This window comes from Aminobacterium sp., assembly GCF_034926885.1.
Lineage (GTDB): Bacteria > Synergistota > Synergistia > Synergistales > Aminobacteriaceae > Aminobacterium.
On the sequence record NZ_JAYFQR010000022.1, the window covers coordinates 1 to 13,747 of the forward strand.

The following is a 13,747-nucleotide window of genomic DNA, read 5'->3' on the forward strand; positions in this document are numbered from 1 at the left end:
AAGCCGCAACTTCCATTCCGCCACTACTATTGGACAGGGTGAGCCCATTTATCTTTGAATTGGCGGGAGCCAATCGTACGGACTGGGATTCCCGCCATTCACTTTATCACGTTATCAGGAAGCAAACTATGGCCCCTTACAATAGAAATAGTTGGTCATGGGGATACGATCTCTCGTTTTGAGCAGATATTAAACCGATATTCTGTGAACCTCGCTATTATAGATCCTTTTAGTTCTGAAGAGAGCTTTGAGCAGTTAGCTGTTCTTTTTCAGGATCTCAGGCCTAAGGTTGATGTTATAGTTGTTTCCCATGAACTTGGGGGAGACTCCATTGTTAGTGCATTTCGTATGGGAGCTTTCGATTATATTGCCAAACCTTTTACATATGAACGGTACCGAGAAAGTTTATACAGATATCGTTGTTACCATTCTTTTCTTGTCAATACTTCCCCAAAATGGAATCAAAAAAATATTTATCTTTTAAAACGAATTCGAATGTCATCTCACTTTACATCTCAAGGTCTACCCAAAGGACTTCATAATGAGACTCTCTCTCGTATACGAGACGTTTTACGGCAAACCAACGTTCCCTTATCTGCGTCAGATATCGCTAAAAAAACGAAATTAGCCCGGTCAACTGTTTGGAAATATTTATCGTATTTATGCCAAATTGGTGAAGTAATGAGTTTCAATCAATACACGCCGAAAGGGCGCCCCCTCCGTTTATATTCTTTACTGCATTGATGACAAAAAGAACTAAAATAAAACAAAAAGAACTAAAATTGTTTTCCCACACTTTCTTTGATTAAATATGCCTTTAAGTTCGTCTTTATGGTGGACAATGTATATTGTATTTTTGGAGGGGAAAGAAGTGGGATTCAACAGGTTGGGAACACGCATCGTTGCTCTTGTCGTAGGCTTTTTAATAATAAGTGTGGGGATAATCGCAGTTGGTTCTGTAAGAATCAGTAGTCGCGGTTTAACGAACATGTCGATTTATTATGAATCAGCAGTAGCAAAGGAAAATGCAGAAAATCTCAATGGTGTTTTTATGGAATTTACACAAGCTGTTCGAGATATCCAGAATAATGTTGCTGCGTACTTCGATAAAAGCGATATGGCTTCAATTCCATCGCAATGGTCTGCATTTACATCGGATATTTCTTTAATTCTTCAACTTTTAGCAGAGGATTTTCCTCATGTGAGACAAGTCTTTATTACCTTAAACCCCGAAGTTTTAAAGACGCAAATGATATGTGATTTAACACTATCTCGTAAAGATGCAAAATCTTCTTTTAAATCTATTGAGGATAGTGAAAGTATTACAAATTTGCTTAATCGCAATAACCCTGAGACAGAGTGGTTTTGGGGAGCTTTGGATAGTAAAAAACCAGTATGGGGAGACCCACAAGAGGCAAATGGCATGTATGTTATGACTCTTTCTATGCCAGTATTGAAAGATGGCAAAGTCTTTGCCGTAGTGGGGATGGATTTTGACGCGCAATTTATTCCTGACAAGCTACGGGAAGAAAAAATTTATGATACGGGATATGTGTGGCTTTTGAATGAAGAAGGAAATTTCCTTTACCATCCTGTCGAGGCCTTTATGGGCAAAGGGCTGGATGAGATAGAGAATGGTTACTACGCCCAATATTGGGATCAAATAAAACGAGAGCCCCAGGGGCGTTTCAAATCAAAGTTGCGTGGAGATATTATTGCTGTTTCTTACGCAACCCTTCCCAATGGAATGGTTTTAGGTACTCAGGCTTCGGCATCAGAAGCCCTTGCTCCAGTAGCTGCTTTAAAGAAGGCTACCCTTCTTATTGCGGTTGTTGTTTTATTCGTGGCGATTATCATAACGTCATGGGTTATCAGAAAAATGACAAAGCCTCTGCAGGATGTGGCCAAAAAGGCTCTATATATTACAGAGAATAGCGATCTTTCTGTTCGACTAGAGACAGACTCGAAAATAGTAGAAATAAGGGCAATAGTAGACGCGCTCAACGCTATGGTCGTAGGCATATCTGGCATAGTTTCTGCAATTGTGAGAAGCTCGAAAACAGTTTTGAACAAGGCTGAAGATATGAGCGCTGCCTCAGAGGAGTCTGCTGCTGCTGTAGAGCAGGTTTCTGAATTGGTTAAACAGTCAGAAATGAAAACACAAGATTCTGCTGCTGCCACACAGCAGGCTAATGCAGGCATTCAAGAAGTTGCTGCCGCTGCCCAGACAGGAGCAAAAGCTGCATCTGAAGCTGGAGAAAGCGCAGTAAATATTGCTAATGCAGCTGAACGAGGCGGAGATGCGGTACGAAAAATGAGCACTCTGATCGACGAAACATCGACTGCTGGGGGTAATGTCGGTCAGGCTATTCGTCTTCTTGCCGATACTGTCGAGAAAATATCAAGTTTTGTCAGTACTATTACCGCTATTGCAGATCAGACGAATTTACTCGCATTAAATGCTGCCATTGAGGCTGCAAGAGCTGGCGATGCGGGCAGAGGTTTTGCTGTTGTAGCAGAGGAAGTTCGTAAACTTGCCGAGGAATCGGCGAAATCTGCGGAAGAAGTAAATCACGTTATTATTGAAATTAGCGAAAGAAGTCGAAAAGCGCTGACTGACCAGGAAGGTGCAGAAAAATACATGGTTCAATTGGTGCAAGAGGCAAAAGAGACTAAAGATATTATTGATCATGTTGTTGTTCAGGTTGCCCAGGTTTCGGATCATGTCCAGAGCATTGCAGCTACGATGGAAGAACAATCCGCAAGTGCAGAGGAGATGACAGCTGGAATGGATAGCGTTGCACGTACGGGACAGGAAATATCTGATCAAATGAAGCAGATTACTCAGGCAACTGAGGATCAGGCCAAAGTAACAGAGTCTATTGCTCAGTCGGCAGAAGAGATGGTTACTCTCAGCCGTGCAATGGAAGATGCCGTTGCTCGTTTTAAATTAGAAGAGGAAGAAAAGTCTTTAGCTACCTTATAGACAGTCTTGACTGAAACTTTTTCTCTGAAGCTACGATGGGACATGTTTATGATAAATCCCATCGTAGCTTTTTTAAACTGAAATATCATTTTTTAACAAGAGCTCACCGAGCTCTTCAAGTTTGGGCCTTGCGTCTTCGGCTTTAACACGTCCAAGTTGAAAAACTAGGGCATCAATAATTGTTAAAAGTGTTACTGTTGAATAATGGTTCGTATTTTGTGGAGCAAGAAGCACCACTGAAGCAAGAGGAGCCGCAACATTTGAAAGGTTGTTAGTAATGAGTACAACAGGAATTGAATGCTCATGAGCATACTTCACAGCATTAATAGTCCTCTTCGTATAGTGCGGACTTCCCGCCATCAGAGCGATAAGCACATCGTTTTCATCCATATCATAAAGTTCATCAAAGAGATTATCCGATCCTGATGCATCCCCAAGATAGATATTTTTAAAGAGTTGGTGTAGCAGTGCATGAAGATAAACAGCTAATCCTCGAGTTGAACGGAGTCCGAGAATATAGATTCTCGAAGCTTTTTTTATCGTACGAATCGCTTGAGGAAAGCTTTCTGCTAAATGTTGGCTATAAAGAGATTGCAAGCTTTGTATATTATCTTTTATTACTTGTTCCAGAACGTTCAAACTTGAATCTCCTGTAATATTCTCTCTCAAACGATCAAGAGGAGGGGGTGTTGTAGATGAAACAAGCACGTGCTGCAGTTCTTCTTTGAGTGCTGTGTAACTTTTGAATCCAAGGCTTCCTGCTGTTCGAATAACAGTAGCTGTACTCGTTTGTGTAGCTGCTGCTACTTCCTCAGCTTTCATGAATGCTGTTTGTTGATAGTGGGCAAGAATATAATCGCAGACATTTTTCTGCTGAGAGGGCAAGTTTTGACGAATGGCCCGTATATGCTCAAAAATATCTTTCCCATTCTCATTTCTATCGATTAAATTTTTGTTTTTCCGATTATGCATAATATGCCTCCCTTCATTGATGGATAATGTATACTTGAACAAATAACCTGCCGATTATGTTGACTTTCGGTGCCAATAAAATTATAGTGTCCGTAATATGAATCTAGAAATATCATTTTATATCATGTTGATACTTTTATATATCAAAAGATTGATAAATCTGTTTGTTATTTATATCTCAAATCCCTTTTGTGGCAAAGATCAACTTTGTATTTAATAAATATATCATTATTTTAAGGGGGAAAAAGGATGCGTAAGTACGGAAAAGGTTTTGTTGTTTTTCTCACGATGGTTTTGGTTTTGGGAATGTCATTTTCAGCCATGGCCGTAGAGCGTTATTCGCTTGCTACCGGGGGAACGGCCGGAACGTATTACCCTATAGGTTCAGCTATTGCTTCTATCATAACCAAATATGTACCGAATATTGAAGTTACGGCAGAATCAACGGGCGCTTCTGTTGCGAATCTGAAAATGATTCGTGAGGGCAACGTCGAAATGATGATGGGTGCTTCTAACACGAGTTACGGTGCCTTTAGCGGACAGCCTCCCTTTGAAAAAGAACCTGTGGAAAATATTCGTGGCATTACATGTCTCTATCCTGAAATTTTCCAATTTGTCGTTTTAAAAGATTCCAATTTAAAGAGCATTAAGGATTTGGCTGGTAAAAAGGTGGCCGTAGGTGCTCCTGGAAGCGGAACCGAAAGAACTGCCAAGATGGTTCTTGAAGCTCACGGCCTAGGCTATGATAAAATTTCCCCTCAATTCCTGAATTTTGGTGAAGCTGTTACAGCTTTGAAAGATCGTCTTATTGACTGTGCCATTATAGGGTCGGGTATTCCTACATCTGCAGTTGTCGATGCTTCTACCACCCTTGACGTTAACCTTCTTTCTCTTGATTCCAATATCATGAAAGATTTTTTGAAAGATCGCTCTTATTTGACAATGGTTACCATTCCTGGTGGAACCTATCGTGGTGTTAACGAAGATGTTTCTGCGGTAGCAAGCCCGGCTTTGCTTATTGCTCGTAAAGATTTGAGCGAAGAATCCGTCTATCAAATAACAAAGGCTCTTTTCGAACATCTTGACGTTCTTGCCGATTCTCATGCTCAGGGAAAAATGATCAGATTTGAGACGGCTCTGAGCGCTATGTCTATTCCTCTTCATGCAGGTGCCGCAAGATACTACAAAGAAAAAGGTGTAGATGTAAGCGGTTGGGTTATCGAATAAGGTTTCGATAACGACTTCTGAAGAGGGGTATGCCCTTGTGCCCCTCTTCATCATTGGGGATGAAAAAAATGAGAAAAAGACTTTGGGGAAGTCTCATTTTTTCGAGTGTAATTTTAATTTGTTATTTTCTTTTCTTTTATCCCGTTCTTGTTCTCAATATAAAAAATTACAAGACAGGTCGCGTGTTGTATCGGCAAAAAGTATCTGTGGGGTACTCCTTCGCTACGTATATCAGGCACTCTGTTCACCTGACGCCTGTATATGAATATTACAAAGTTAACGATGATGGCATGCTTCATGTAGTTGAAACACGATTGCAGGATTTAGGGTGGGGTGTTCCTTCTACATGTAAGCAGGAAGTACGCTTTGAAAATGGATTTATGGTTATCCGTGGCCTTAATATCCCGTTGAGCCTGCTTCCTTTCAGAGTTAGTTACGTAGCAGCCCCACGCCTGCTCTTGGATGGAGGGCACAGAGATATCAATTTAAAAAATTACTTTAATGATATGGAACGCATGGATATATCAGCCGAGAAAATGTCGTATTTCGAGTACTTGACGCGAGGTGAGTCCGATGTTTTTCAAGAAAAAAGAACAGGAGAATCTTACTCCTGAGGAAAAACTTAAAGAACTCAATGAAAAGTTTGAAAAAAAGAGGAATTTGACGGGGATAGCCGCAAAAATATGTTCTATCTTGGCAATATGTATGTCGTTATATCACATGTACTCGTCAGGGATACATATGCTTCCTCAATTTCAACACCGGGCTATACACTTAGCATTTGCCTTGGCATTGACGTTTTTCATTTTTCCTGCAACAAGTAAACAAAAAAACAGACTCCCTATCTGGGATATAGTTGCAATAGTTTTTAGTTTGGCTGTGGGGGCTTACCTCACATTGGACTATATGAATATTGTTTTCCGAATGGGAGATCCTATCGCAAGAGATATTGTAATAGGGGCAGTTATGATTTTTCTTGTATTGGAGGCAACTCGTCGAACTATGGGATGGCCCCTTGTTATTGTCGCGATATGTTTTCTTCTCTACGCTTTTTTCGGTCACTTGATACCTGGAACCCTTGGGCACAGACAGTACGGAGTCGAACGTATTGTTGAACATATGTTCCTGACAAGTGAAGGTATATACGGCGTAGCTATTTATGTAACTGCGACTTTTGTGTTTCTATTTATTCTTCTCGGGGCATTCCTCACAGAAACTGGTGGTGCACAGGCCTTTATCGACTTGGCTTTTTCTCTGACAGGGCGTTTCAGAGGAGGTCCTGCAAAAGCTGCGGTTCTTGCAAGTGGGTTAATGGGAACGATTTCGGGCAGTTCTTTTGCAAATGTAGCAGGCACCGGAACATTTACCATTCCATTGATGAAAAGCGTAGGGTATAAACCGGAATTTGCTGGTGGTGTAGAGGCTTCTGCTTCCACTGGAGGACAAATTATGCCTCCTATAATGGGAGCCGCTGCTTTTATCATGGCAGAAATGACAGGTGTCCCTTATGGGAAACTCATTGTTCATGCTGCAATACCGGCTATTTTGTATTACGTTGCCGTTTTTATCATGGTCGATATGGAGGCTGCGAAGCTCGGTCTCTTTGGAATGAAAAAGAGTGAACTGCCGGTCTTTTCAAAGGTGTTTAAAGATGGAGCATTCTTGCTTTTAGCTCCCTTCAGCATAGTGTATATGTTGCTTGCGGGATATTCTCCGATTAAGGCTTCTGTTACAGCGGTGCTCATTGTAATCATTACAAGCTCTTTCAGAAAGGCAACACGAATGTCTCTTAAATCTTTTTTAAGGGCTTTGGACTTAGGGGCACGAGGGGCTTTAAGTGTTATTGCAGCATGCGCAGTTGCAGGTCTTATTGTCGGAACCGTTACATTGACAGGTTTGGGCCTTAAATTTGCTGATTTTATTATCGCTCTATCAGGAGGTCAGCTTCACTTGGCCTTGTTACTTACCATGATTGCTTCCATTATCATGGGAATGGGCATGCCTACCACAGCTCTTTACATTATTTTAGGTTCTATGGTTGCTCCGGCCCTTGTAAAACTCAACGTTCCCGTTGTAGCCGCTCACCTTTTCATTTTCTATTTCGGATGTATGGCGTCAGTGACGCCTCCTGTTGCTCTAAGCTCATATCTTGCCGCAGCTATAGCCAAGGCCGATTCTGTAAAGACAGCACTTCAAGGGCTTAAGCTTTCTTCCTCCGCTTTTATTTTGCCCTTTGTTTTTGCACTTTCTCCTCGAATTTTATTGCTGAACACCTCTCTTGGTTCGGCCACAACAGCTATTATTACCGCCACTTTAGGGGTCGTAGCCCTTTCCGCTTCATTGGAGGGGTATTTAATGGGACGACTTCCCCTCTTGTTAAGAGCTGTTGCTGGAGTAGCGGCAATATGTCTTATTGATCCAGGTTGGCTTGGCGACGTCATTGGTCTGGTGATTCTTTCTGTAATTCTTTTATCTCAAATTATTGCTAGAAAAAAGCGATATGAAGCTAGGGACGAGGTGAATTCTCTTGAATAAAGTCGCAGTACTTGGAGCTGGCAATGGTGGTTTAAGTATGGGGGCATATTTGTCCCTGCGTGGATGTAGCGTACATGTTTTTGATAAATTTCCAGCAGCGATTGAAGATATACAGGCTGCAGGTGGGGTGACGTTGAAAGGCGTTTCTCTTACGGGTTTTGCAAAGTTTGATGTAATCACAACAAGTATTCCGGAAGTTATGGATGGATGCGATGTCATTTTGGTTGTGACTCCCGCTTTTGCACATAGAGAACTTGCTACGAAGATGGCACCATATTTGACAAAGGGTCAAAAAGTTATTCTGAACCCTGGACGAACAGCTGGTGCTCTAGAGTTTTATTTGACTGCAAAAGATGTAAATCCCGAGGCTGACTTTATTGTTGCCGAGACTCAATCTCTAATTTACGCGTGTCGAAAGACAGGAGCGGCAGAAGTTACTATCTATAAAGTGAAAAAAGAAATGGAACTTGCTGCTTTACCTGCGTATAAAACAAAAGAAATTTTGGCGGAAATGCTGCCATATTATCCGCAATTTATTGCCGCTGAAAATGTGCTGGAGACAAGCTTCTTAAATATTGGAGCAATTTTCCACCCTACACCGGCACTGCTCAATATTGCAAGAATAGAGGGAAAAGATCTCTTTGAGTATTACATGGATGGAATTACTCCTTGTGTCAGCAATGTTTTGGAACGGATAGATGCAGAACGTGTTGCTGTTGCTTCGGCACTCGGTATTGAGACAATGACATGTATTGAATGGCTTGAAGATGTCTATGAAATTCCTCATATGGATGGAACGTCGATATATGAAGCGGTTCAGAAACAGGAAGGATATCGTGGCATAGAAGCGCCAAAAAATCCTTTCGCACGATATATTTCAGAAGATGTTCCAATGAGCCTTGTTCCATTAGCAGAGTTTGGATGTATTGTTGGAGTTCCCACTCCCACAATGAATCTTATGATTGATCTTGCAAATTTAGTTCATAAAACGGATTACCGAGAGAGAGGCAGAACTCTTGCACGTCTTAAACTTGAAGGCGTATCTGTTGAAGATTTAAAAAAATTTGTTACTGATGGCACTCCATTTCCTAAAGATGTGGAGAAAGGGAGGGAAATAGCATGACTCAACGACGCGTAGAATTTTTATATTTGACGCAACAGGATGTAATAGATTGTGGAGTAACTAACATGGCAATGGTGATGAATAAGATAGAAAAACTTTTTTCCCTCCGTGATAAGGGAGAGACGATTTTGCCAGATAAAGTTGCCCTGCGTTGGGGAGATGCCGATTCCGAAGCACAGACGGGGCGTATTAATGCCATGCCGGGCTATGTCGGAGGAGATGTAGATGTTGCAGGCATAAAATGGATAGCCAGTAAGCCTATGAATCCGCGTCACTATAATATGCCAAGAGCCTCAGCCCTTACCATTCTCAATAATGCAGAAACAGGTTTCCCTCTTGCTGTAATGGACGGTACAGTGATTAGTGCCATGCGTACCGGGGCTGCTACTGGTGTTGCTGCAAAATATCTTGCCAGAAAAGATTCAAAAGTCCTCTGTCTGATCGGTGCAGGAACGCAGAATCATACTCAAATGATGGCTGTTAAGACAGCTCTTCCCGGAATTAATGAAATTCATGTCTATGATATATCGATGGACCGTGTAAAAGCTTTTATCGAGAAAGCGAGAGAAGAAGTTCCAGATGCTCACATAGAAGCCTGCGTATCTGCTCCTGAAGCTTTAAAGGGAGCAGATGTTATTGTTAGTGCCACAACGGCAGTTTCTCCTATTGTCAAAGCTGAGTGGGTAGAAGATGGGGTTTTTATTTCAAATGTAGGTAACTATGAATACGAATTTGATGTGGTGAGAAAGGCCCAAAAGATTGTTACTGATGATTGGGATGGAGTTATTCATAGGGGAATACAGACTATTGCCAAAATGGTTTTGGCCGGGGAACTTTCTAAAGAGCGATTCCATGGGAATATAGGGGAAATAATCAATGGTAAAAAAGCGGCCAGGGAAAATGATAACGAGATTATTTTCTATAACGCAATAGGAATGGGCATAGAAGATATTATTGTTGCAAAAGAGATTTATGATCGTGCATTAACGCTCGGGAAAGGTCAAAAACTTACATTGTGGGAAGAACCCTATTGGGTTTGATGGCTTATTCTGATCTGTATTTACATGCAATTTGGGGGAAAGGGTTTACGCTCTTTCCCCTGTCTGGCGAATGGCTACTTTTGTTCCGTAGACAATTGAAAACCCGGTATACCCTCCCTTAATGGCATATCCATAATATCCCATGGAAAGCAGTGCGAGGTGGCTATCGTAATCTTCGAGAGGAACTTCAATATGCTCGTGAGTGTATATATGAGGTAATGTACGAATGTCCTTATGCAGAATAAAACGAAGATAGCCTCCGTATTTTTCTTTTAAATCAACAATCAAAAACCCGGAACGGAGTACATTCCTGAGGCTGAAAATATTCAAAGGAGATATAGTACTATGAAGGTGATATCGTTCAGGATAGAGGATTTCTTCAGCTTTCAGGAATGTAAAATGTTGAACGTAATTCCCGCGAAAAGCTTTTTCCGTTATACAAAAATCCATTACGGCAATATGATCTCGTTCAGAGGAATGAAGTTGTAAATCTTTTTGAGCTTCCTCCATATATTTTCCCCCGTAAGAGATGGCTCGCATCGCAACAAGATAATCACTATCGAAAATACCAATAACAAAACCTTTGCCAAGAATACTTTCTTCAATAGTATGCTCTGCACAAAAAATATTTTCGTCGCCAATTTCCAGAGTAATTTTTCTATGGAGGTCAAGGGCCGAAGGTACGTCTTTTTCTGCAAGCAATCGCATAGTACATAATACATTCTTGCGAATTCCCTTTTCTTTTTTCACTAGAAAGAATCTCTCGTTAAGCGCATGCTCCATACGTTCACCTCTTTTCTCAGAATCATGAGATAATTATACATGAAAGAATTAAGCACAAAAATATTTTGTTTATGTTTTATTTTTAAAATTTGCTTTGACCAATATTGACAATAAAGGGGGAAGAAGTGTAATATTTATTGGTCAACAAAGGTCAGTAATACCGGGAGGGATGATTAGATGAAGAAAGCAGTCGGTATTGATCTTGGAACGACCAATTCTGTCATTTCTGTAGTAGAGGGAGGATCTCCTGTTGTCATTGCAAATGCTGAGGGAAGTCGAACAACGCCATCGGTGGTTGCTTATACGAGAGACGATGAGCGGTTAGTAGGAGCAATGGCCAAGAGACAGGCAACCTTAAATCCTGATGGCACTCTTTTTTCTGTAAAACGTTTTATTGGACGAACTTTTGATGAAGTAACTTCAGAGATGAAAATCGTTCCATATAAAGTTAAGGAAGGTCCGAATAGGGCCGTACGTTTTGAAGTGTTTGGTAAGGAATATGCTCCTGAAGAGATAAGTGCACAGATTCTTAAAAAGTTGGTTAATGACGCAAGTAGCTATCTGGGAGAAAATATCACAGATGTTGTTATTACTATTCCTGCATATTTTAACGATGCCCAGCGCCAGGCAACGAAGGATGCCGCAACAATAGCCGGGTTAAACGTACTTCGTATCATTAACGAACCTACGGCGGCTGCCCTAGCCTATGGACTGGATAAGCAAAAAGAGCAAAAGATTCTAGTTTTTGACCTTGGCGGAGGAACTTTCGATGTCTCTATTCTTGATATAGGGGAAGGGGTTGTTGAAGTCCTCTCTACCTCTGGAGATACCCATCTTGGCGGTGATGATTTCGATAAGGTGGTAGTTGATTACATCGCTGACGAATTTAAGAAAGAAAATGGCATAGATTTAAGAAACGACAGGCAGGCCTTGCAACGGCTTTATGAAGCGGCTGAAAAAGCGAAGTGTGAACTTTCGGGTAGAACATCTACGGAAATCAGCTTACCCTTTATAACAGCTGACGCCACGGGCCCTAAACATCTCAGTATGAACTTTACACGGGCCAAATTCGATCAGCTTACAGAGCCTCTTGTAAAACGTTGTATTAAGCCGATGCAAGATGCATTAGCAGCGGCAAAACTTTCTCCTTCAGATATAGACGAAGTTGTTCTTGTCGGTGGTTCTACGCGAATACCGGCGGTACAGGCTCTTGTAAGGAAGTTTACGGGTGGGAAAAATCCGAATATGTCAGTTAATCCCGATGAAGTGGTAGCTGTAGGTGCTGCTATACAGGGTGGTATTTTAAAGGGCGAAATGAAGGATGTCCTTTTGCTCGATGTTATTCCTCTTTCTCTTGGCGTTGAAACCATGGGCGGAGTAATGACAAAACTTATAGATAAAAATACGACGATTCCCTATAGAAAAACAGAGACATTTACGACGGCGGAAGATAGCCAGCCCGCAGTAGATATTGTCGTTCTTCAGGGAGAGCGAGAAATGGCGGCAGATAATAGAATCCTTGGCAACTTTAAACTTGAAGGCATTAGAAAAGCTCCTCGGGGCATTCCTCAGATAGAAGTTACCTTTGATGTTGATGCCAACGGAATTCTCAAGGTGTCTGCCAAAGATAAAGATACAGGTAAGGTTCAACAGATCACCATTGCAGGATCTACCAATCTCGATAAAAGTGAAGTTGAGCGAATGATACATGAGGCACAGGAACACTCTGTCGAAGACAGGAAAAAACGAGAAAAAGCTGACGCAAGAAACGAACTTGAAACTCTCGCTTACAGGTTGGAAAAAGAGTTGGCGGACAAAGAGAGTGTTTTAGAAGAAACGCAGAAAGCAAGAGCACGTAACGTACTGGAAGAATCAAAGGAACTGCTTAAAAATTCTGAAGCAACTGCAGAAAGTATGAGAGTTAATATTTCAGAATTACAGCAGGTTTTACAGGTTGTATCTTCAGTAAGTGGAAAGCAAGAATCTCAGGATCAGAACAAACAAGCGGAAGATGTTGTCGATGCAGAATTTACTGATCCCGATCAAGATTGTAACAGTTGAGGAATATAGTTGAGGTTTGGTAAGCCTCAGAAGGGCCGGTGAAAGATCACCGGCCTTTTTTTGTACATCTTAAAGGTATAATACCTATATATGAAGGGGGGAGACGAGTGACCATTGCTTTTGAACCTATAACGTTAGAGAGACGAGATGATTATCTCCATTTATACAATCTCACTCCTCAGAAGGCCTCTGATTATAGCTTTATTAATCTTTGGGCCTGGCATAATGACAGAAAGTATGAATGGGCTTTTGAAGCTGATCTTTGCTGGCTTCGAACTACTTCTTCAGAATCTATTCAGTGGGCTCCTGTAGGATCATGGCATAGTATAGACTGGCGAAATGTTCTTTCGAAACTCTTTCCCAACGGTGTTGTATTTGATAGAGTTCCTGAAAATTTGGCAAATATTTTACAGCAAAGTCTGGGTGACGATATACAATTAGAAGAAGAGCGAGAAGAGTGGGAGTATATTTATCGAGTATCCGATCTTATTGAACTTTCAGGTAATCGTTTCCATAAGAAAAAAAATCTTTTGCAACAATTTATTCGTAGCTATGACTATTCTTATTCCCCAATAACCCTAGCAAACATAGGGCATATCATAGAATTACAAAAAGAATGGTGTGAGTGGCGTAATTGTGATGATTCTCCAGGGTTAAAAGCAGAAAGTTGCGCTATTCGACGTGTACTAGAGCATTGGGGAGAAATGCCGTCTATTTCAGGTGGTGTTCTCTCTGTGAAGGATCAAATGGTTGCCTATACAGTGGCTGAGAGTATTGATAACGAAACAATTGTTATTCATTTCGAAAAGGGAATGACTGATTATAAAGGCGTCTATCAGGCGATTAACCAGATTTTTCTTGATCATAGCGCCCATTCTTTTGAGTGGGTCAACCGTGAGCAGGATATGGGAAGCGAAGGCATCAGAAAGGCTAAAATGTCGTATAACCCTGCTACTTTTCTTAAGAAATATCGAGTAACGTGGGGTGCATAATATATATATAAACGATCTAGGAGGGACA

11 protein-coding genes are annotated in these 13,747 nt (G+C 41.2%); 9 read left to right on the forward strand and 2 right to left on the reverse strand.

Going from position 1 to position 13,747, the window contains the following annotated elements; translation table 11 throughout:
- Nucleotides 1-54 precede the first annotated feature (54 nt).
- Both VB083_RS09730 and VB083_RS09735 read left to right on the forward strand, forming a co-directional pair.
- Nucleotides 55-744, forward strand: a complete 690-nt coding sequence (locus VB083_RS09730) for an HTH domain-containing protein (protein WP_323402004.1) — start codon at nucleotides 55-57, stop codon at nucleotides 742-744.
- A gap of 127 nt (nucleotides 745-871) precedes the next feature.
- Complete coding sequence (locus tag VB083_RS09735) at nucleotides 872-2,986, forward strand: methyl-accepting chemotaxis protein (protein ID WP_213691410.1); 2,115 nt, start codon at nucleotides 872-874, stop codon at nucleotides 2,984-2,986.
- Between the two features lie 72 nt (nucleotides 2,987-3,058).
- Here the strand turns inward: VB083_RS09735 and VB083_RS09740 are convergent, their stop codons facing one another.
- Nucleotides 3,059-3,958, reverse strand: coding sequence for a MurR/RpiR family transcriptional regulator (locus VB083_RS09740; RefSeq protein WP_213691409.1), 900 nt, complete (start codon nucleotides 3,956-3,958; stop codon nucleotides 3,059-3,061).
- A gap of 249 nt (nucleotides 3,959-4,207) precedes the next feature.
- Here VB083_RS09740 and VB083_RS09745 point away from each other — a divergent pair, with 249 nt between their 5' ends.
- The 5 genes from VB083_RS09745 (at nucleotide 4,208) to VB083_RS09765 (ending at nucleotide 9,883) form a co-directional block, all read left to right on the forward strand.
- On the forward strand, nucleotides 4,208-5,185 hold the full coding sequence (locus VB083_RS09745) for a TAXI family TRAP transporter solute-binding subunit (RefSeq protein ID WP_213695165.1): 978 nt from the start codon (nucleotides 4,208-4,210) through the stop codon (nucleotides 5,183-5,185).
- A gap of 68 nt (nucleotides 5,186-5,253) precedes the next feature.
- Nucleotides 5,254-5,799, forward strand: coding sequence for a DUF1850 domain-containing protein (locus VB083_RS09750; protein WP_213691407.1), 546 nt, complete (start codon nucleotides 5,254-5,256; stop codon nucleotides 5,797-5,799).
- On the forward strand, nucleotides 5,759-7,720 hold the full coding sequence (locus tag VB083_RS09755; RefSeq protein WP_323402005.1) for a TRAP transporter permease: 1,962 nt from the start codon (nucleotides 5,759-5,761) through the stop codon (nucleotides 7,718-7,720). The genes VB083_RS09750 and VB083_RS09755 overlap by 41 nt, the downstream gene beginning before the upstream one ends.
- Nucleotides 7,713-8,843, forward strand: coding sequence for an NAD/NADP-dependent octopine/nopaline dehydrogenase family protein (locus tag VB083_RS09760; RefSeq protein ID WP_213695164.1), 1,131 nt, complete (start codon nucleotides 7,713-7,715; stop codon nucleotides 8,841-8,843). Before VB083_RS09755 ends, VB083_RS09760 begins: the two co-directional genes overlap by 8 nt.
- Nucleotides 8,840-9,883 carry an ornithine cyclodeaminase gene (locus VB083_RS09765; protein ID WP_323402006.1) on the forward strand — a complete coding sequence of 348 codons (1,044 nt, stop codon included), beginning with the start codon at nucleotides 8,840-8,842 and terminating at the stop codon, nucleotides 9,881-9,883. The genes VB083_RS09760 and VB083_RS09765 overlap by 4 nt, the downstream gene beginning before the upstream one ends.
- A gap of 45 nt (nucleotides 9,884-9,928) precedes the next feature.
- On the opposite strand, the gene VB083_RS09770 is transcribed toward VB083_RS09765, so the two are convergent.
- Nucleotides 9,929-10,633 carry a hypothetical protein gene (locus VB083_RS09770; RefSeq protein WP_213699798.1) on the reverse strand — a complete coding sequence of 235 codons (705 nt, stop codon included), beginning with the start codon at nucleotides 10,631-10,633 and terminating at the stop codon, nucleotides 9,929-9,931.
- A 210-nt stretch (nucleotides 10,634-10,843) separates the two neighbouring features.
- Here VB083_RS09770 and dnaK point away from each other — a divergent pair, with 210 nt between their 5' ends.
- Nucleotides 10,844-12,727, forward strand: a complete 1,884-nt coding sequence (gene dnaK, locus VB083_RS09775) for a molecular chaperone DnaK (protein WP_213691403.1) — start codon at nucleotides 10,844-10,846, stop codon at nucleotides 12,725-12,727.
- A 107-nt stretch (nucleotides 12,728-12,834) separates the two neighbouring features.
- A complete protein-coding gene (locus tag VB083_RS09780) occupies nucleotides 12,835-13,719 on the forward strand; it encodes a DUF2156 domain-containing protein (protein WP_213699799.1) in 885 nt (294 codons plus the stop codon).
- The last annotated feature ends 28 nt before the right edge of the window (nucleotides 13,720-13,747 follow it).

Coding starts and splice junctions, on each gene's coding strand:
- VB083_RS09745 (WP_213695165.1), top strand. CDS start 4,208: ATGCGTAAGTACGGAAAAGGTTTTGTTGTTTTTCTCACGATGGTTTTG.
- VB083_RS09750 (WP_213691407.1), top strand. CDS start 5,254: ATGAGAAAAAGACTTTGGGGAAGTCTCATTTTTTCGAGTGTAATTTTA.
- dnaK (WP_213691403.1), top strand. CDS start 10,844: ATGAAGAAAGCAGTCGGTATTGATCTTGGAACGACCAATTCTGTCATT.
- VB083_RS09740 (WP_213691409.1), bottom strand. CDS start 3,958: ATGCATAATCGGAAAAACAAAAATTTAATCGATAGAAATGAGAATGGG.
- VB083_RS09755 (WP_323402005.1), top strand. CDS start 5,759: ATGTTTTTCAAGAAAAAAGAACAGGAGAATCTTACTCCTGAGGAAAAA.
- VB083_RS09765 (WP_323402006.1), top strand. CDS start 8,840: ATGACTCAACGACGCGTAGAATTTTTATATTTGACGCAACAGGATGTA.